This is a genomic window from Mesorhizobium sp. WSM4809, assembly GCF_055811655.1.
The window spans coordinates 767,274-783,920 of record NZ_JBVVQW010000001.1 but is presented as its reverse complement, the minus strand read 5'-3'; the positions used below and the strand labels follow the sequence as shown (position 1 = coordinate 783,920).

Here is a 16,647-nt window from a genome sequence, read left to right as displayed (position 1 = left end):
CCATCGTCAACGCAGCGTGTCGATGTACTTTTCGTGGAAGCTGACATAGCCGGGCTCGACCACCTTGAGATGCCGCTCGATCAGCGCATGAAACCGCGGCAGTTGATGAAACGGCACGCCGGGATAGGCATGATGCTCGGCATGGAACGGCATGTTCCACGCCAGCTTGCGGACCAGCCAGTTGGTCAACGTGGTCCTGGTGTTCTCCAGCATGTTGGCGACGAACGGACAGCGACCATGCTCGGCCAGCAGATAGAGGCGCAGAAACGGCTGCCCCAACAGAGCGGGCAAGATCCAGACATAGACAAGCACCGAGAGCCGGAAATAAACGGCCAGCAGAAGGACCACGGCGTAAAAGGCAATCATGGCGCGGGCCTCGATGCGCACCTTGTCATAGCCCTTCGGCGGAACGTAGCTTTCGCGACCACGGTCTGCCGCGTTGGCATAGAGCGTCTTGAGGTGGCCCCACCATAAGGGGATGCCGGATATGTGGACGAGGTATTGCCGCCATGTCTCCGGTTTCGGGAAGGCCAGTTCAGGGTCGTTCTCCGGGTCTTGCGTGTATCGATGGTGGGCAAAGTGGAAGTAGCGGAACCAGTCCGCCGGCAGTGCGATCGCCAGACTGCACACCCGCGCCACGACATCGTTCAGCCGCTGTGCCTCAAAAGCCGTGCGATGAACCGTCTCGTGCAGCAGCGTGAACAGGAAGACGATGAGGATACCTTGCGGAAGCATCAGCAGTGGCCAGAACGGCACCTTGGCAGCGATCAGCGATCCGACGACCACGATCGCGCCCCAATGAGCAGCAAGCTGAACGAGGCCCGCAACATCAGACTTGGCGGTCAGCCGGTTGCGCTCCTCCTGCGTCAACGATGAAATTACGTCACGATGATCCACGTGCTTCGATCCAGACTGGAGTTTGATGAACCCATTGTAGCCAATGAACAACCTTTCCAAAAACGACGATTTCTGCAATCTAGATAAGCTGAACTTATCTATTCGGTGATTATGGCCGTACCTCCCTCTCTCAAAGGACTTCAAGCTTTCGAGGCTGCGGCCCGTACAGGCAGCTTTGCCGCGGCAGCGGAAGAGCTTTCGGTGTCGGCCGCTGCCGTCAGCCAGCTCATCCGCACGGTCGAGGAGCAGATGGGCCGCAAGCTGTTCCACCGCGTCAACCGGCGCGTCGTCCTCACCGAGGCCGGCGTCGAGATGCTGCCCAGGCTGACCATGGCCTTCCAGGAGATCGGCAGCGTCGCGCGCCAGCTCGACATCAGGCTCTCCTATGGGCCGCATTATCGCGAGCACCCGACCGAGGACATCGTCCAGGACGCAGTCTATCCCGTGTGTGCGCCCGGACTGGCGGACACGATCAAACCCGAAGGCCTGGCCAGCCTGCCGCTTATCCACACGGGCTGGGGACCGACTGGTGCGTCCTTTCCGTCCTGGCACAACTGGTTCGAGGCGGCCGGCATCGAGCCCGGCCGGGCAGCGCAGCGCGGCCTCTCGGCCAACTCATCGCGCGCAGCGCTCGACCTTGCGATTTCGGGATTGGGCGTGGCGCTGGCGCAAGGAATCTACTGTGCCGAGGCGCTGGAAGACGGCCGGCTTGTCAGGCCCCTCGCCCAGGCACTGGAGCTACGCCAGCCCTATTGCCTGACGATCCCCGAGCGCAGCGCCAGGCGCGACGTCGTGGCGGCGTTTCGCCAGTGGCTGATCGACGAATGCCGACGCGCAGTGAACTCGCCCGCGCTGCGTTGACGTAGCGTGCGGCGATGATCAGAGGTGCCCGCTCAATGCCTCAGCCATGTCCTTGTTTGTCGCCACAGGGATGATCTCGAACTCCACCAGATCCGCCCATTCGATGACCCAGCGCTGCAGCAGCGTGACGTCATCGGTCTCCACCAGCAGGAAGCAGCGGCTCATGTCCGCCGCGATCCAGCTGTGGTGCACGACGAGTTCGTCCGGCTTGAGGCGGCCCCGGTCGCGAAAGCGGCGATAGATCTCCTTGCGGTCGCAGCCGGTGAAATCCTCGATCACGATAAACTGCATGTTCTACCCCCGATCAAACTACCGCCCCGGCCGGTCCAGCCGCTCCAGGAACCACTGCGTCAGCCGCACCCAGACCTCGTCCTTCTCGCCGGAATCCTCCCAGCCATGGTCGAGGTTGGGATTGTCGTTGACCTCGATGACGAAGACGCCGTCCTTGGTCTCCTTGAGGTCGACGCCGTAGAGCCCGTCGCCGATGCAGCGCGCCGCCTTCACAGCCGTCTCGACGACATGCGCGGGCGTCTCCTTCAGCGTGAAGGTCTTGATGCCGCCCTGGTCGGGCTTGCCGTTGGCCTTATGGTTGACGATCTGCCAGTGCTTCTTGGCCATCAGATAATGCACGGCAAACAGCGGCTGGCCGCCGAGCACGCCGACGCGCCAGTCATACTCGGTCGGAATGAATTTTTGCGCGATCAGAAGGTCGGAATCCTCCAGCCATTCGGTAGCAAGCGTCTTCAGTTCCTCGAAATTGGCGCATTTCTTGACGCCGCGCGAGAACGACGAATCCGGGATTTTCAGCACCAGCGGAAAGCCCAGCGTCTGCGCTGCCAATTCGAGATCCGAGGTGCCGGCGATCATCACCGTCGGCGGTACCGGCACCTTGTTGTAGGCCATCAGCTCGTTGAGATAGACCTTGTTGGTGCAGCGGATCATCGACAGTGGATCGTCGATCACCGGCATGCCTTCCTGCTGGGCGCGGCGGGCGAAACGATAGGTGTGATTGGAGATCGAGGTGGTCTCGCGAATGAACAGCGCGTCGTAATTGGCGAGCTTGGCGAGGTCCCGCTTGGTGATCGGCTCGATTTCGACACCCATCTTCTCGGCGATCTTGGCCCAATAGCGCAGCGACGATATCTCCGATGGCGGCAATTCCTCATGCGGGTCGACCAGCGTGGCGAAGGTGTAGCGCGCCGGCGTGCGGCCCTTGGTGTCGCGCCATTCGCGGTTGGTGTAGGTCTCCAGGCACTGGATGAAGCTTTTTTCCTCGTCCTCGGTCATCCGCGCCAGCGGATGGAAACCGATCTTACGGATCGAGGCCCATTCGGCGCTGTCCTTGATGTGGACTTCGAGCGCCGGCGCGCGGAACCAGTCGAACAGAAGTTTGGCGAAGCGGTCCCAGATTTTCGACGGGCCGATGCCGAAGAAGATGCAGACCTTTTGCGGAAAAACGCCGGCGAGATCCTTGCGGCATTTGTTGAGCGCCAGCTCCAGTTCCGGCAGCGCGTGTTCATAGAGCTTGCGCTCCGACAGGTCGATCATCGTTTCGACCGTCGGGATCACCTTGTGGCCGCGCGAGCTTGCCAGCAGCGACGCATAGTAGCCGCGGCTCTGGTAGCCGTAATTGTTCGACAGGTTGATGACCTTCGGCCGCTGGCCGCGAAACAGTGACGGGTGCGCGAGATAGTCGCGATTGGTGATGATCTTGTGCGGTGTCGCCACCTGGTCGAGATCGCTCTGCCTGCCGGTAAGGATGACCCAGGTCATTATCTGTCACGCTTTCCCAGAGTGATGGCGGCACGCAATCCATCGCGACCGAACTGCGCCATGTTCATGAAGATGCCGTAAGGCACGGGAATGTTGGCTGCATCAAGGATGGTCTCCTGCCTTTCGTCCTCGACCCAAGGGTCGTGGATCAGGATATGGTCGCCGTCATCGCCGATCGCCAGCACCCAGTGCGGCACCTTCTTGCCAAACATCAGGAAGCCGCTGATCAGCACCAGCACCAGCTTTCCCCCAGCGATCGCAGCGCGGATATCGTCGATTGTGAATGCACGGTAATTCACCGGGATGCCGTAAAGTTCCGCGCGTCGGCGAAAGTCGACCTGGGCCAGTTCCATCACCCTGCGCTTGTCCACACTGCGTACCGATTGCAGGAACAGCGCGCCATAGAAGGAAACGTAGATCTCCACCGCGAGCCCGCTTTCGTAGCCCGACACAGCGAGGCCGAATGGCTCGCATCCACCGGGACCCGACATCATGAAGACGGTCGTCGCTTCACGCCACAGGCGGATTTCCATGACCGGATCCGGCACGAAGCCGCGATCGAAATTGGCCATCGCCATCATCAGGCAGCACGGGCCGCAGGTGAATTCGCAGGTCTGCGGGTAGAACGGCACCTTGGTGGCGATCGGAATGTCGCCACGCAAGGTCTTTTCGTAGCGAAGTGCCGTTTCGCCATCCTCATAGTAGCCGGGCTCGCGGCCGATCTTGCGATACCCGGCCTGTTCGTAGATGCGGATCGCGCGGCTGTTGTCCTCGCGAACTTCGAGACGCAGCATCATGCGGTCATGCTCGAAGGCGGCATCTTCGGCGGATCCGAGCAGCATGCGGCCGACACCCAGTCCGCCGAAAAACGGACTGGTCGCAATCGAGTAGAGTCGCGCCACGCCGCTACCCTTGCGAAACAGCACGATCGCATAGCCGGCCACGCGGCCGTCGACTTCGGCGACCAGCGTCTCGGCGGTTTCACGCTCGATGAACAGGCGGAAGGAGCGGCGGGAAATACGGTCGCTTGAGAAAACAGCTTTCTCAATGGCGGCGAGATCATCGACGTCAGACGCGCGGGCCGTGCGGATCTCGGCAGGCATGCGGCTTCAGAAAACCTCGATTGGTGGTGGAAATGGCCCTACTCGAACACGTCCTTGACGCCAACCAGGGCGTTGGGAAAACCGGCGTCCACCTGGGCGCACGAAGTCCGCTCCACCACCTTGAATCTTCGCCTCGTGTTTCCAAAAACCCTTTCCGATTTTCGGGGCGATGCGACGGCATTCATCAAGCGCTATCGCACCTCGATTAGGGCCGAATTGTGACAAATCCGACGCCGGCCCGACGGGCGCAAAAGGTCCTCCGGCCGGATCGGCATTCGCGGATCGACGGCACCGGCAAAAGCAATGCCGTTCAGCTTGCCAGCCCGTTCACAAGTTGCGTGTAGGCGCTCCTGGCGACCTCGGCCAGCCGCTCGCGCGGCAAGGAGCCGACCACGGCGCAGCCATAGCCCTTGTCCAGCCAGTAGACGGCCTCGGGTCCGTCTTGCGCGGCGGCGTAGGTGCCTTTGGCATTCTCCGTCGATTCCGTGGTGACGAACAGCGAGATACGCTGCCCATTGCCGTCCTCGTAAAGCAGCATGGCGGCCTTGCTCTCGCCTGCCGGCAACAGCCGGCCGCCGACCAACTGGAATCCGTCGGCGGTCAGGTCCGGCGCCACCAGCTTCAGCCCTACACGGTTGGACAGCCAGGTCTGCAGATGGTCCTTGTCGCTGGCCGGCACCTCGACGGCATGCCGCTTTTCGGCGGCATAGATGACATGGGCCGCGATTGCCTGCTCGGCCAGCCGATCTTCCGCCGGGTCCTCCTGGCCGATGCCGTCGATGCCGGCAAAATAGCCACCAAGTCCGCCGGTGACCAGAAGCACGGCGGCAGCAGCGGCAAGCCACCAGCGTGAGCGTGGCACAGATGCCTTGACCGGCACCTCGCCAAGCACGACCTTGCGCAACCGCGCAGGCACGGCTTCGTCCAACACGTCGGCGAAGGCGGCACGCAGCGCCGCTCGGTCGGCGGTGAAACGGGCGCTCTTGGCCTTCATCTCGGGATTGGCGTCGAGCCAGGCATCGTAGGCCGAGCGCTCATCGCTGGGCAGCTCGCCATCTAGCGCCATGTGGATGTCACGTTCGGAAAAGTCGCGGCGGATCATTTCTCGACGATCCTTATCGCGCGGCGGCGCGCCGTGTCGTCCAGCAACCCGCGCAATTCCTCACGCCCGCGCGCAATGCGCGACATCAGCGTGCCGGCAGGCACGCCCAGAATGTTGGCGGCTTCGGCATAGGAAAAACCTTCGATGGCAACCATGACAAGGGCCGCGCGACGGTCGGGGCTGATCGCCTGCAATGCGTCGATGATCTCGCGCGAGGCAATGTTCTCCACCTGCTCGGCCGGCTGGGCAACGGTCTCGCCCGCCTCCAGCGGCAGCATCGCCGCCTCGCCGCGGCGGTTCACCTTGCGCATCTGATCGATGAACAAATGATGCATGATCGTAAACAGCCACCTCCGGGGGCTTTCTCCTGTCTGCCAATTGCCGAGCCGCACAAGCGCCCGCTCAAGGCAATCCTGAACAAGGTCGTCGGCAGCGTCGCGGTCGCGCAAAAGCGAGCGCGCGTAACGGCGCAGGCGCGGTATTTCGCCAAGGATTGCTGCCTTCTTTTCGTCCATGACCGCAGGTTTCGAGGTCGCCCTTGTTGATCCCGATTGAACGCGCCTTCCGGGCGCGGCGCAAGCGGCCAGCGCGAAGCGGTCTCCCGCCCCGGTCACCCAAGCAATGAGATAACGATGGCCGGTGCCGATTTATTCCCGATCGAAGGCAGCGGTAAATCGATTGCGCAAATACGTAAAATATGCACAATATGTAAAATACGTATGAGGGTCACTCAATGAAACAATTCACCTTTTCGGATATGAATCGGGCGTCCGGCGAAATTCTCGAAACGGCAATGATCGAGCCTGTCGCTCTCACGAAACGCGGCAAAGAGAAGCTGATCATCCTATCAGCGGCCCAATATCGGCAGCTCGTTAGTTCGCCGTATGCCGTAGCCTACACGCTTGAGGACGCGCCGGACGAGGTTCACGATGAACTCATGTCCGGATTGGAGGCCATCACAACCAGCGACAAGCCAAATGCTTAAGCCCGGCGATTTGCTTCGATACTATTATCTATGGGCACGACAGGCTGACGCCGGCGAGGAATCCGGCCGCAAGGCGCGGCCCGTCTGCATTGTGGTCAGAACGCCGGCAACGCCTGCCGCACTGTTCTTGTTCCCGCTCACCTCGCAAAGGCCCGACCGGTCCCGCACGCATGTTGCCGTGAGCGAAATCGAGTGTCGCAGGGGTGGGCTCGATTTCCCGTCATGGCTGATCCTAGACGAGTACAACCGCGTACAGATCGATGAAGCTTATGATCTCGTCACGACGAAGCCAATCGGCTCCTTCAGCCCGGCGTTTGTTCGCAAGATCGCGGGCCTCATCAAAGAGGCAATCGTACAACGCCGCGTGCGCGGCGTCGTACGAAAATAGCGGACAAACCGACACATGAACGGGTAAGAGCTCTTCACGGAAGCAAGCGCATCATCCCTCCTTCGCCGCCCGTGTCAAAAGCCGCTGATAGAACAGGCCGATACCGATCAGCACGGCGCCAAGGCCGATGAACGACAGCGCCCTCAGCACGCCTTCCAACTCCGACATGTCGAAGATGAAGACCTTCAGCACGGCGATCGCGATCAGCGCGGCCGAGGCGATGCGCAGCACCTGCGATTTCAACCAGACGCCGGCGGTAAGCAGCGCAACGCCAATCCCCAGCCAAAGCGCCGAATAGGTATAGGTTTCCAACTGGCCGAGGCCGCTCCACAAGCCGATGAACTCGCCCTTGAACAGGCGCCTCACCGACAGCGTGGCATAGGCGAAGGCAAGCACGGCAGCCACCACGGCCAGCATCTGCGCATACCATTTCGGCCGCTTGTCCCTGGCGTAGAGCGCCAGTCCCCCGGCGGCGACCGCAGGCAGGAGATAGGCGAGGAACAACAGGTTGAACACCGGGATGCGGCCTGTCGATTCGTCTGTCAACAGCGGATTCAGCACGACGAAGTGCCTGACAACGATGAAGGCGACCGAGGCCACACCGGCGGCCATCGAACCATAGCGCAGCACCGAGCTTGGCGAGCGCATGTCGATGGCGACCAGGATGGCGCCGGCACCGATGGCGATCAGGGTGTAGATCGACTGTTCGGCGAGCGTCATGGCACCCGTGTCGATGACGCCGCCGTGCATGGCGTGGCGCACCAGCATAGCGAGCGTGAGCAGCGCAAACAGCGCCGCAGCCGCCTCCATGGCAAGGCGCGGCCGGCCATTCGTGGTGCGCGCAAGCTGCCAGGCGGCAAAGCCGAAGGCCAGCGCCGGCACGCCGTAGCCGGGCAACAGCCAGTTGAAGACCGGTGTCCTCGACAGGAACGCGGCGCCGACAATGGTCGGGTCGAAAGCGACGCGGCCAAGCACCGCGATCACAGCGCCGACCGAAATCCAGCCGAGCACCGGATAGGCGCGCCAGCGCGTGGCCAGCGCTGGCACGATGGCCGTCGCACCGAGCAGGATGGTGGTCCAGCCGGAATCGAAAGCCATATGCATGAGCAGGAGCCCGGCGATGGCCGCGCCACCCAGGGCAAACGACACCGCGACACCGCCCTTGAGCGGCGGCTCCTCGGCCCGCGCGATCCACTCGCCGCCGGCGGTGAAAATGACGACCAGCAGTGCCGTTGCGGCGGCGTAGACAAGGTCACGGTCGAGATTGCCGAAGGTGAACCAGAGCGCCAGCAGGATGACCAGCGGGACGATGACGCCCCACGCTGCCCATGAGGCCGCGCGGATCTGCGTGCCGGCGGCGAACCGGCGCGCGGCCCAGAAGCCGGCGCCGATGAAGACCAGGCCGAGCACGATGCCGATGCGCAAGGTCAGCACGTTGGACGTGGCCACCGGCAGTCCGTCGACGCCCAAGGCGCCGCTGGAAAAATCGGAAGCGATGGAGGTTGGCGGGATGATGCCGAGATAGATCAGCACCGTGACCAGTCCCGCGGCATAGAGGAGCGGCAGCGCCAGCGGACGATAAAGCGCGACCCCCACCATCGCGGCGATCACCACAGCGCCCGGCAAGGCGTAGCCGGCGGCAGCGAAGGCCGGGTCGACCGACAGGCCCAGCGCCGAGAATGCGACGAACAGGCCAGGCACGATGGACGGCCAGTCGAAAGCCCTGGCTGGTCCAGGTTCGTCGTCACGGCGAGCGAGCCAGACAAGGACGAGCACGGCCAGCGTGACGGCGTCGATGAACAGGATGGCAGAGAGGTTCGCCCCCGGCGCATCGGTCATATAGAGGATGGTCCAGACACCGGTGCCGAAAAAGGCGGCCGCCATCAGTAATTTCCAGTCCCGCATGCGGGCGATGACGCCGGTGGCGGCGAGCACGATCGCGAGGTAGCCGAACAGCGCCCAGGGATTGGGTGCCTGCGAGGCGACCAGCACCGGCGTCACCATGGCGCCTACCAAGCCGATGCCGGCCAGCGCCTGACCATGGACCAGGGCTGCCGCGATCGTTGCCACGCCGATGACGCCGAGCAGCGTGAAGGCGAGTGCCGGGCCGATGAAGCCGTAAATGCCATGCGCGGCATAGACGGTGCCGAACAGGATGAAGGCACCGGCAGCAGTCAGGATCGCTGGAATATAAGCGCCGGCGGCCCCTTGCACCGGCACCTTGAAGCCGGTGCGCCGGATGAACTCGCCGCCGGCGACCAGCACCAGGCCGAGCACGCCGGCCATGGCCAGCCGCACGCCGGGACCGAAAATGCCGGCCTCGATGGTGTAGCGGATCAGGAACAGGCCGCCCAGCGCCAGTGCGATGCCGCCAACCCAGACCGCCCAGCGGGTTCCGAGCGCGGTTTCGACGTCAGATTGGCGGGCGGCTTTCGCGGCTGCGGGAAGCTCCGCGGGATCCACCGCCTTCGGGGCCGGTTCTGCAGCGGTCCACGGCCCGGAGACGATCTCGCCGGTCGAGTCTTCCGTGTCCGTGGCTGGCGCCGGGACGGTGACCGCTGCGCTTACCTCCGGCGGAACGATATCGGCCGCGGCCGCTACGGCCGGAGCCATATCGGCGGGCACGTTGTCGGCCACCGCCTGTTCGGACGGCCTGGCCGCAGGCGGCACGGCTCCCGAGAGCACAAGGCTGCGCAGTGCGCCAAGCTCGCGCTCGACAAGGCCGATGCGGCTCTGCTGGCGCGAAATGATGACGAACAAGGCGATGATGGCGACAAGGCCGATCAGGCTTTCAAACATGGCGGTTCCCCCAAACCAGGCCAGTTTTCACTGACATTCGTCTTACTGACATTCAAATGCGGCGGCCAAACGGCCAGAAAATCCAAGCTCGGAAAACTCAATGCGCCGCCAGTCAACGCGCCGCCAGATTGGCGGCCGGAAAGATCGAGCATGTTTCGGTGCCGAAAGCCAGCAGCTTGCCGCCGGCATCCTTCAGCGTCGCTTCCGACACCGCCAACGTGCGGCCCTTGTGAACAACCCTGCCCTCGCACACCACCTCGCCGGTCTTCGGCGTGATGGGACGCGTCAAATTCACCTTGAACTCCGCCGTGGTATAGGCCTCGCCCTTTTCGAGCAGCGTCTGCACGGCACAGGCCAGTGCCGAATCGAGCAGCGTCGCCGCCCAGCCGCCATGCACGCTGCCCAGCGGATTGAGATGGCGCTCGCTCGGCATGCCCCGAAAGACAGCGCGCCCTTCCGAGACTTCGGTGAGAGTGAAATTCAGCTGGAAGGAAATCGGCGGCGCCGGATACTTGCCGTCGACGATGCGCTGCAGCAATTCCAAACCGGTGTATTTCAGGATGTCGGCGTGCGGAATGGTGCCGAGGCCGAGCGGTGAGACCCGGCCAGGATAAAGTTCGACCTCGCTCATGTGATGATTTCTCTGGCTGCGTCTTCGCCAGCTATGGCCTTGCCGCGCGCGTGATGTTTGCGCAAGGCGGCGAGGAAGCCGGTACGAGCGTCCGGCGGCTCGATGCCGCGCGGCTCATAGACGTGACGGTTGAAGAAGAAGCCGGTGAGCCGGAAGGCGTCGTCGACATCAGCCGCATCGGCGCGCAGGCCGGAGCCGCGCTGCAGGAAGGCCGGCAGAGCCAGCATCTTGTCGCGCCACGGCAAACCGGCTTCGCGCGATACCGCACGTCCCGACTTCGGTGAGACATAGGCCAGGTCCTGTCGCGTGCCGGTGGCGGCGCATTGGCTGAGATCGAGGCCGAAGCCGAGTTCGTCCAGCACCAGAAGCTCGAAGCGCGCCACCAGTTCGCCGGCAACGTCGGCGTCGTCGAGATGGACGATCATCACGGCAAGCGTTTCGTAGAGACCTTCATGCGCGTCGCGCTCGGGCAGCAGGCGCAGATGCGCGGCCATGGTCTGCAATCCGTAGACGGCGACGGCACTGTCCATCAACCGGGCCGCGTTCATCTCGATCGCCTCGGCCTGGAACGTGCCGAGATGTTCATCAAGCCGCGCACGCCACAACAGGTCCACGCGATTGCCGGGCTGGAGCACGGGCTGCTGCTTGCGCGAACGGCCGCCGCGAACAAGGCCGAGATGACGGCCATGCGCTCGCGTCAACACCTCGAGAATGGCGCTGGTTTCGCCATGCTTGCGGGTGCCGAGAATGATTCCCTCGTCGCGCCATTCCATTCAGGAGCTTTTCACCGATCGGGTGGCGAAATCAAGGTATGGGCTTGGCCCCCGGGTAACTCTCATGCCAATGCATAAAAAACCGCCCGCAGCGATGTGCTGCGGGCGGGCTGGTGAGGTCAGTCGATCCGTTAGAAATTGCGCTGGAAGCGAACGATGCCGCCGACGCTGCTCTTCTTGTCGGCCTTCGTCCAGTTGTTGAAGTCCAAGTCGTCGAATTTTCCTGCATTGAGGTAATCGACTTCAGTCGTGATCGTAAAGCCGGGCACAATGGTATAGGCCACGTTGGCCGCGACGCCGAGGTTCTTCCAGTCGTCATAGGAGACCTGGGCGTTGAACGAGGTCTTGTCGTTGAACTTGTAGGTGCCGCCGCCCCAGATCGCCCAGTTTCCGCCCCATGGCTTGTATTGGGTACGGCCTGTGCCGAAGTCGTTGATGTTGTCGTTGGTGCCGTAGCCGCCCATGACGAACAGCGTCAGTTCCTTGCTGACGTTGACGTCCAAACGGACCTTGCCGGACACTTCCTCATAATTGCTGTCATAGGCCACGACGCCGGTGATCGCACCCCAGTCGCCCTTGTACTTCAAACCGCCGACGACATGCGGAACATAGCTGTCGATCGTGTTGACGCCGGTGCCTTCTTCGAGCGAGACCACGCCCGTGAAGCCGCTGCCTGCGTCGAAGTAGTAGCTGATGAGATTGGTATCCTTGACACCATACGGGATGAGCGTGTCCTGGATGACGTTGCCGGCATAGCCGATGAACTGGTCGTATACCGTTTCATCCTTACCGACGCGCAGGCCACCGAGCTGGATCCAGGCGAAGTTGAGGGTAGTGGCCTTGTTGCCGGCCTGCCAGCCGGTGCCGTCACCGGTATAGTCGCCGGAAGAGTTGCCGAACTGGAAGCGGGTCTCGGTGAAGGTCTTCAATGTGCCGAGCTCGGTTTCCTGGCCGGTATAAGTCCTCAGCGTGAAGCGCATGTTCTTGTAGTAGGTGTCGTTCCTAGAGCCGTCCATGTGATCGGCAACGTTATTGGCGCCATCCAGCGCGCCGGAATCGCCGACGCCCATGTCGTAGCGGAGGTAGCCGCCGATGCGCAGGCAGGTCTCGGTGCCCGGAATGTAGAAGTAACCGGCGCCGTAGACGTCGCAGATCTTGACGTATTCGGCCGGTTCCGGTTCGGCGACGACGACAGCGTCGGCGGCGCGCGCGCCGCTGACCGCGATCAGGGCCGCGGCTGAGCCGAGAAGGAGGCTCTTGATGTTCATTTTCTGACCTCTCCAGTCATAGTTATAAATGGCTTCGGATTTGTGGCTGGCGGCAATGTTTTCCCGCCTCACCCCCACAACGAAAAAGGCTCACACCGCTCGCCCTTTTCAGCGGCGAACATACCATCGATCATCTGCCTTCAATGACGATTTCCGGAATAATGACAATTCCCCAAACAGATTAATGCCGTGTTGCACAAATAACACTTGATAATCCGACGAGCGGCACAAATGGCACAATGTCATTTATTAAATATATATACGGATACTTTCGCGGCTAACTATACTGATAACGTGTTATATTTCCAATATTGCCGCACAATACGCAAAGTATACCTCAATTCCGTCGAAATTTATCCGATTATTGCCGCCTCCCCTTCTGTTGCCAGATAACGCCCATCTGCAAATCCCGCTCTGATACCGAGGCGAAAAGCGGGATGACGCTTCCAAGGGTGTCTGCCCCCTCCAAGGCGGTCGAAACTTCCTGGAGTGCCGTCGTGTCGCCGATTGTGACAGCAGCCAGCCGTTGAAAAACGATTCCTCCGTGACGCCCTCTCAGTCGACCTGAACGACGCAGGCGATGCGCTCCCCCCCGCCTCGATCAGGCGGGTGGGCACGCATAGGTCCGGGAAAGCATCGCCTCGGCCAGAATGTCCCTGGTCGCGCCATACGGGGGCGGATGGATCGGCGACAGGATCAGGATCTGGTGGGCGAGAGCGCCTTGAACGTTTGGCGCCTCACCCCCGCCGCGCGTGATCGGCAAGCACCTCATCGATCACATGACGGGATTTTTCAACCTCGACAGGGTTGACGTCGATCTGTCCAGCTACCGTGATCAGCGCCTTCCAAAGCGTCCAGCCACGACCACGCGCCCACATCGCCTCATCGGCTGGAAGGCCGGCGCGAAACGCCTCCCGGCTTTTGCCTTCAAACAATGTCCAGGCAATCGCCAGATCGCAGGCGGGATCGCCAACGCCGGAGGTTCCGAAGTCGATCACCGCGCCCAACCGGCCTTGCCTGACCAGCAGGTTTCCCCAACTGACGTCGCCGTGGAACCAGACCGGCGCACCGTGCCATGGCGCGGCAAGTGCTGCCTCCCACACCGCGCGGGCTGCGACCGTATCGATCTTGCCGTCGAGGGCTGCAATCGCTTGCCGGGTTTCGCCATCGTAGACGCTGAGTGCTCCGCCGCGAAAGAAGTTGTGTTGTCCCGGCGCCGGTCCGCCAGTGGCATCGATACGCTGCAGGGCGACCAGGAACGCGGCCAGGTCGGTCGCAAATTGAGGCAGGCTGGCAATCCGCTCGCGCTTTGCCGTCTCGCCTTCGATCCAGCGGTAGACGGACCAGTGCCAAGGATAGTTTTCGGCCGGAACTCCCATCGCCAGCGGCACCGGAATCGGCAGCGGCAACAGAGGCGCCAGCCTCGGCAGCCAGCGATGTTCCTTTTCCACTTGCAGGAAATAGGCCGCGGCGCTTGGCAGCCGCACGGTCATCTCGTCGCCGAGATGAAAGGTCCTGTTGTCCCATCCGCCAAATTCGACCGGCCTGACCGCAAGATCTTTCCACCAGGGGAATTGCGTGGCCACCAACCGGCGGACCGAAGCTGTGTCAATCGGAGGCTTGTTGTCCATCGAGCCTAGCGCGGAAACTCGAGCCCCATCTCGCGATAGCGCTCAGGGTCGTCGCCCCAGTTCTCGCGCACCTTGACGAACAGGAACAGGTGCACCTTCTGTTCGAGGATGCCCGCTATCTCCATGCGTGCCGCCTGGCCGATGGCGCGGATTGTCTCGCCCTTGTGGCCAAGAACGATCTTCTTCTGGCTGTCGCGCTCGACATAGATGGTCTGGTCGATGCGCACCGAGCCATCCGGCTTCTCTTCCCATTTCTCGGTCTCGATATGCGAGGAATAGGGCAGTTCCTGATGCAGCCTTAGATACAGCTTCTCGCGCGTGATCTCGGCCGCGAGCTGGCGCATCGGCAGGTCCGAGATCTGGTCTTCCGGATAGTACCAGGGGCCGACCGGCAGAGCCTCGGCCAGATAATCGAGCACGTCCTTGCAGCCGGAACCGGTCAGCGCCGACACCATGAAGGTGCGCTTGAACGGCACCCTTTCGTTCGCTGCCGCCGACAGAGCGAGCAGCGCTTCGTGCTTGACGCGGTCGACCTTGTTGAGGATCAGCACCATCGGCTGGCGCACATCCTTCAGCCGTTCGAGGATGGCGTCGGCGTCGCCCCTGATGCCGCGTTCGGCATCGATCAAAAGCAGCACGATGTCGGCGTCCTTGGCCCCGCCCCAGGCGGTGGTCACCATCGCCGTGTCGAGCCTCCGCTTCGGCTTGAAGATGCCGGGCGTGTCGACAAAAACGATCTGCGCATTGTCATGCGTGGCGATGCCGCGCACGATGGCGCGGGTCGTCTGCACCTTGTGGGTGACGATCGACACCTTGGCGCCCACCAATTGGTTGACCAGCGTCGACTTGCCCGCATTGGGCGCGCCGATCAGCGCGACAAAACCGGAATGCGTGGCGGCGGCTGCGGTCGCCGGCTCTTCGGTAGCGGTCATGCCGCACTCCCTTCACTGGAGGGTCGCGCGCCCTCCGATTTTTGGGCCGATGTGGTGGCCCAGACGCCCTCGCGCACAAGAAATGCCGAAGCCGCCGCTTCTTCGGCAACCCTGCGGGAGCCGCCAGTGCCGCTTATCGGCGCAAAACCTCGGACCTGCAAGGACACGGTGAAGACGGGCTGGTGGTCCGGGCCTTCGCGTTTTTCGATCACGTATTCGGGTCTGATATCGCTGGTCTTGGCAATCCATTCCTGCAGATCGGATTTCGGATTGAGCGGCTTTGTGATCACCGTATGCGAGCGCGGTTCCCAGTAGCGCAGGACAAACCGCCGCGCGGCCTCGATGCCACCGTCTACGTAAACCGCCGCGATCAGGGCTTCGACCGCATCCGCCAGATAGTTTCCGCCCGAGCCACGCGACCGCATCTTCAAGGCAGAATCGGCGCGGACCAGATCCTCCAGCTGCATTTCGATGCCGATCTCGGAGCATGTCCGTGCATCGACCAGCGCATTGAAGCGCGGCGCGATTTCACCTTCCGGCGCATCGGGAAATTTTTCGAAAAGCATATCGGCGACGACAAGCCCGAGCACGCGGTCGCCAAGAAATTCAAGACGCTGGTTGTTGGTGGCGGCCTTGACCGCACTGGAATGCGTCAAGGCGGTCTCGAGCAAGCGGATATCCTTGAAGACGTGGCCGGTCTTGGCTTTTACCAAACCGGCCAGAGTTTCGCCTGTCGGACGCTTCAAAGCCATCAATTGACGAAGTGGAACAGGCGCGAAGCGCGCATCAGCGACGGCCATTTCCAGATTTCGAGAGGGCTCGCCTTGCCGGCGATCGAGAAGAAAACAAGATTGGCGCGGCCAACCAGATTTTCCGCGGGAACGTAGCCGACGGTGAAACGGCTGTCGGCGGAATTGTCCCGGTTGTCGCCCATCATGAAATAGTGGCCGGGCGGCACATCGAATTCGCGGGTGTTGTCGCCGATCGAGTTCGAATTCAGGTCGAGCGTGTCGTAGCTGACGCCGTTGGGCAAGGTCTCACGATAGACATCGATCGGGCGCGATTCCTCGGTGATGTCGGGATTGTCGATCTGGCCTGTTTTCACGCGCGGCACGCCGACGCCGTTGATGAACAGCTGGCCGTCCTTGACCTGGATCTTGTCACCCGGCAGGCCGACAACGCGCTTGATGTAGTCGACGGACGGATCAGGCGGGAACTTGAACACCGCCACGTCGCCGCGCTTCGGCTCGGCGCCCCAGATGCGGCCCGAAAAGATGTCGGGGCCGAAAGGCAGCGAGTACCGCGAATAGCCATAGGACCATTTGGTGACGAACAGATAGTCGCCTTCAAGAAGCGTCGGCCGCATTGATCCCGACGGGATCGAAAAAGGCTGGAACAGCAGCGTGCGGATGACCAGGGCGAGCAAAAGCGCCTGGACGATGACGCTGACGGTCTCGCCAAGCCCGCCGGATTTCTTCTCGGATTTTTCAGCCACGCTCATGTC

The 16,647-nt window shown here is 62.3% G+C and carries 17 protein-coding genes; 3 read left to right on the top strand and 14 right to left on the bottom strand.

Annotation, left to right across the window (positions count from 1 at the left end; all coding sequences use genetic code 11):
* Window positions 1-6: 6 nt before the first annotated feature.
* On the bottom strand, window positions 7-897 hold the full coding sequence (locus tag AC0L24_RS03490) for a fatty acid desaturase family protein (protein ID WP_127397531.1): 891 nt from the start codon (window positions 895-897) through the stop codon (window positions 7-9).
* 111 nt (window positions 898-1,008) lie between these two features.
* Between AC0L24_RS03490 and AC0L24_RS03485 the strand changes: the two genes are divergently transcribed.
* Entirely contained in the window at window positions 1,009-1,758 is a 750-nt protein-coding gene (locus AC0L24_RS03485) for a LysR substrate-binding domain-containing protein (RefSeq protein ID WP_128289828.1), read from the top strand.
* A gap of 18 nt (window positions 1,759-1,776) precedes the next feature.
* Here AC0L24_RS03485 and AC0L24_RS03480 read toward each other — a convergent pair whose 3' ends face one another.
* The 5 genes from AC0L24_RS03480 to AC0L24_RS03460 all read right to left on the bottom strand — a co-directional run bounded on the left by AC0L24_RS03480 (window position 1,777) and on the right by AC0L24_RS03460 (window position 6,251).
* Window positions 1,777-2,049 carry a DUF3303 domain-containing protein gene (locus tag AC0L24_RS03480; RefSeq protein ID WP_128289827.1) on the bottom strand — a complete coding sequence of 91 codons (273 nt, stop codon included), beginning with the start codon at window positions 2,047-2,049 and terminating at the stop codon, window positions 1,777-1,779.
* A gap of 18 nt (window positions 2,050-2,067) precedes the next feature.
* Window positions 2,068-3,531, bottom strand: coding sequence for a RimK family protein (locus tag AC0L24_RS03475; protein WP_127327236.1), 1,464 nt, complete (start codon window positions 3,529-3,531; stop codon window positions 2,068-2,070).
* Complete coding sequence (locus AC0L24_RS03470; protein WP_127810884.1) at window positions 3,531-4,634, bottom strand: peptidase C39 family protein; 1,104 nt, start codon at window positions 4,632-4,634, stop codon at window positions 3,531-3,533. Before AC0L24_RS03470 ends, AC0L24_RS03475 begins: the two co-directional genes overlap by 1 nt.
* A 310-nt stretch (window positions 4,635-4,944) precedes the next feature.
* On the bottom strand, window positions 4,945-5,736 hold the full coding sequence (locus tag AC0L24_RS03465) for an anti-sigma factor family protein (RefSeq protein ID WP_127810885.1): 792 nt from the start codon (window positions 5,734-5,736) through the stop codon (window positions 4,945-4,947).
* The gene (locus AC0L24_RS03460; protein ID WP_127810886.1) at window positions 5,733-6,251 is read right to left on the bottom strand and encodes a sigma-70 family RNA polymerase sigma factor; all 519 of its coding nucleotides are present in this window, start codon (window positions 6,249-6,251) and stop codon (window positions 5,733-5,735) included. The genes AC0L24_RS03465 and AC0L24_RS03460 overlap by 4 nt, the downstream gene beginning before the upstream one ends.
* A 218-nt stretch (window positions 6,252-6,469) precedes the next feature.
* Here AC0L24_RS03460 and AC0L24_RS03455 point away from each other — a divergent pair, with 218 nt between their 5' ends.
* Window positions 6,470-6,721 (top strand): type II toxin-antitoxin system Phd/YefM family antitoxin, encoded by a 252-nt coding sequence (locus tag AC0L24_RS03455; RefSeq protein ID WP_127810887.1) that lies wholly within the window; start codon window positions 6,470-6,472, stop codon window positions 6,719-6,721.
* A 178-nt stretch (window positions 6,722-6,899) separates the two neighbouring features.
* Complete coding sequence (locus AC0L24_RS03450; protein WP_348629726.1) at window positions 6,900-7,109, top strand: hypothetical protein; 210 nt, start codon at window positions 6,900-6,902, stop codon at window positions 7,107-7,109.
* A gap of 51 nt (window positions 7,110-7,160) precedes the next feature.
* Here AC0L24_RS03450 and AC0L24_RS03445 read toward each other — a convergent pair whose 3' ends face one another.
* From AC0L24_RS03445 to lepB, 8 genes are all read right to left on the bottom strand, one after another.
* Complete coding sequence (locus tag AC0L24_RS03445; protein WP_473563418.1) at window positions 7,161-9,908, bottom strand: DUF2339 domain-containing protein; 2,748 nt, start codon at window positions 9,906-9,908, stop codon at window positions 7,161-7,163.
* Between the two features lie 112 nt (window positions 9,909-10,020).
* Window positions 10,021-10,539 carry a PaaI family thioesterase gene (locus AC0L24_RS03440; RefSeq protein ID WP_027162667.1) on the bottom strand — a complete coding sequence of 173 codons (519 nt, stop codon included), beginning with the start codon at window positions 10,537-10,539 and terminating at the stop codon, window positions 10,021-10,023.
* A complete protein-coding gene (gene recO, locus AC0L24_RS03435) occupies window positions 10,536-11,312 on the bottom strand; it encodes a DNA repair protein RecO (RefSeq protein WP_127321915.1) in 777 nt (258 codons plus the stop codon). Before recO ends, AC0L24_RS03440 begins: the two co-directional genes overlap by 4 nt.
* A 131-nt stretch (window positions 11,313-11,443) precedes the next feature.
* Window positions 11,444-12,580 (bottom strand): porin, encoded by a 1,137-nt coding sequence (locus AC0L24_RS03430; RefSeq protein WP_127395515.1) that lies wholly within the window; start codon window positions 12,578-12,580, stop codon window positions 11,444-11,446.
* Window positions 12,581-13,317: 737 nt separating this feature from the next.
* The gene (locus AC0L24_RS03425; RefSeq protein WP_473563417.1) at window positions 13,318-14,211 is read right to left on the bottom strand and encodes an aminoglycoside phosphotransferase family protein; all 894 of its coding nucleotides are present in this window, start codon (window positions 14,209-14,211) and stop codon (window positions 13,318-13,320) included.
* A gap of 5 nt (window positions 14,212-14,216) precedes the next feature.
* The gene (era, locus tag AC0L24_RS03420; protein ID WP_027038032.1) at window positions 14,217-15,143 is read right to left on the bottom strand and encodes a GTPase Era; all 927 of its coding nucleotides are present in this window, start codon (window positions 15,141-15,143) and stop codon (window positions 14,217-14,219) included.
* Window positions 15,140-15,895, bottom strand: coding sequence for a ribonuclease III (gene rnc / locus AC0L24_RS03415; protein ID WP_127267164.1), 756 nt, complete (start codon window positions 15,893-15,895; stop codon window positions 15,140-15,142). The genes era and rnc overlap by 4 nt, the downstream gene beginning before the upstream one ends.
* Complete coding sequence (lepB, locus tag AC0L24_RS03410) at window positions 15,895-16,644, bottom strand: signal peptidase I (RefSeq protein WP_127267160.1); 750 nt, start codon at window positions 16,642-16,644, stop codon at window positions 15,895-15,897. Before lepB ends, rnc begins: the two co-directional genes overlap by 1 nt.
* Window positions 16,645-16,647 lie beyond the last annotated feature (3 nt).

Excerpts from the sequence above, each read along its gene's own strand:
- AC0L24_RS03485 (WP_128289828.1), top strand. The coding sequence starts at position 1,009 with ATGGCCGTACCTCCCTCTCTCAAAGGACTTCAAGCTTTCGAGGCTGCG.
- AC0L24_RS03480 (WP_128289827.1), bottom strand. The coding sequence starts at position 2,049 with ATGCAGTTTATCGTGATCGAGGATTTCACCGGCTGCGACCGCAAGGAG.
- AC0L24_RS03475 (WP_127327236.1), bottom strand. The coding sequence starts at position 3,531 with ATGACCTGGGTCATCCTTACCGGCAGGCAGAGCGATCTCGACCAGGTG.
- AC0L24_RS03470 (WP_127810884.1), bottom strand. The coding sequence starts at position 4,634 with ATGCCTGCCGAGATCCGCACGGCCCGCGCGTCTGACGTCGATGATCTC.
- AC0L24_RS03465 (WP_127810885.1), bottom strand. The coding sequence starts at position 5,736 with ATGATCCGCCGCGACTTTTCCGAACGTGACATCCACATGGCGCTAGAT.
- AC0L24_RS03460 (WP_127810886.1), bottom strand. The coding sequence starts at position 6,251 with ATGGACGAAAAGAAGGCAGCAATCCTTGGCGAAATACCGCGCCTGCGC.
- AC0L24_RS03455 (WP_127810887.1), top strand. The coding sequence starts at position 6,470 with ATGAAACAATTCACCTTTTCGGATATGAATCGGGCGTCCGGCGAAATT.
- AC0L24_RS03445 (WP_473563418.1), bottom strand. The coding sequence starts at position 9,908 with ATGTTTGAAAGCCTGATCGGCCTTGTCGCCATCATCGCCTTGTTCGTC.
- AC0L24_RS03440 (WP_027162667.1), bottom strand. The coding sequence starts at position 10,539 with ATGAGCGAGGTCGAACTTTATCCTGGCCGGGTCTCACCGCTCGGCCTC.
- recO (WP_127321915.1), bottom strand. The coding sequence starts at position 11,312 with ATGGAATGGCGCGACGAGGGAATCATTCTCGGCACCCGCAAGCATGGC.
- AC0L24_RS03430 (WP_127395515.1), bottom strand. The coding sequence starts at position 12,580 with ATGAACATCAAGAGCCTCCTTCTCGGCTCAGCCGCGGCCCTGATCGCG.
- AC0L24_RS03425 (WP_473563417.1), bottom strand. The coding sequence starts at position 14,211 with ATGGACAACAAGCCTCCGATTGACACAGCTTCGGTCCGCCGGTTGGTG.
- era (WP_027038032.1), bottom strand. The coding sequence starts at position 15,143 with ATGACCGCTACCGAAGAGCCGGCGACCGCAGCCGCCGCCACGCATTCC.
- rnc (WP_127267164.1), bottom strand. The coding sequence starts at position 15,895 with ATGGCTTTGAAGCGTCCGACAGGCGAAACTCTGGCCGGTTTGGTAAAA.
- lepB (WP_127267160.1), bottom strand. The coding sequence starts at position 16,644 with ATGAGCGTGGCTGAAAAATCCGAGAAGAAATCCGGCGGGCTTGGCGAG.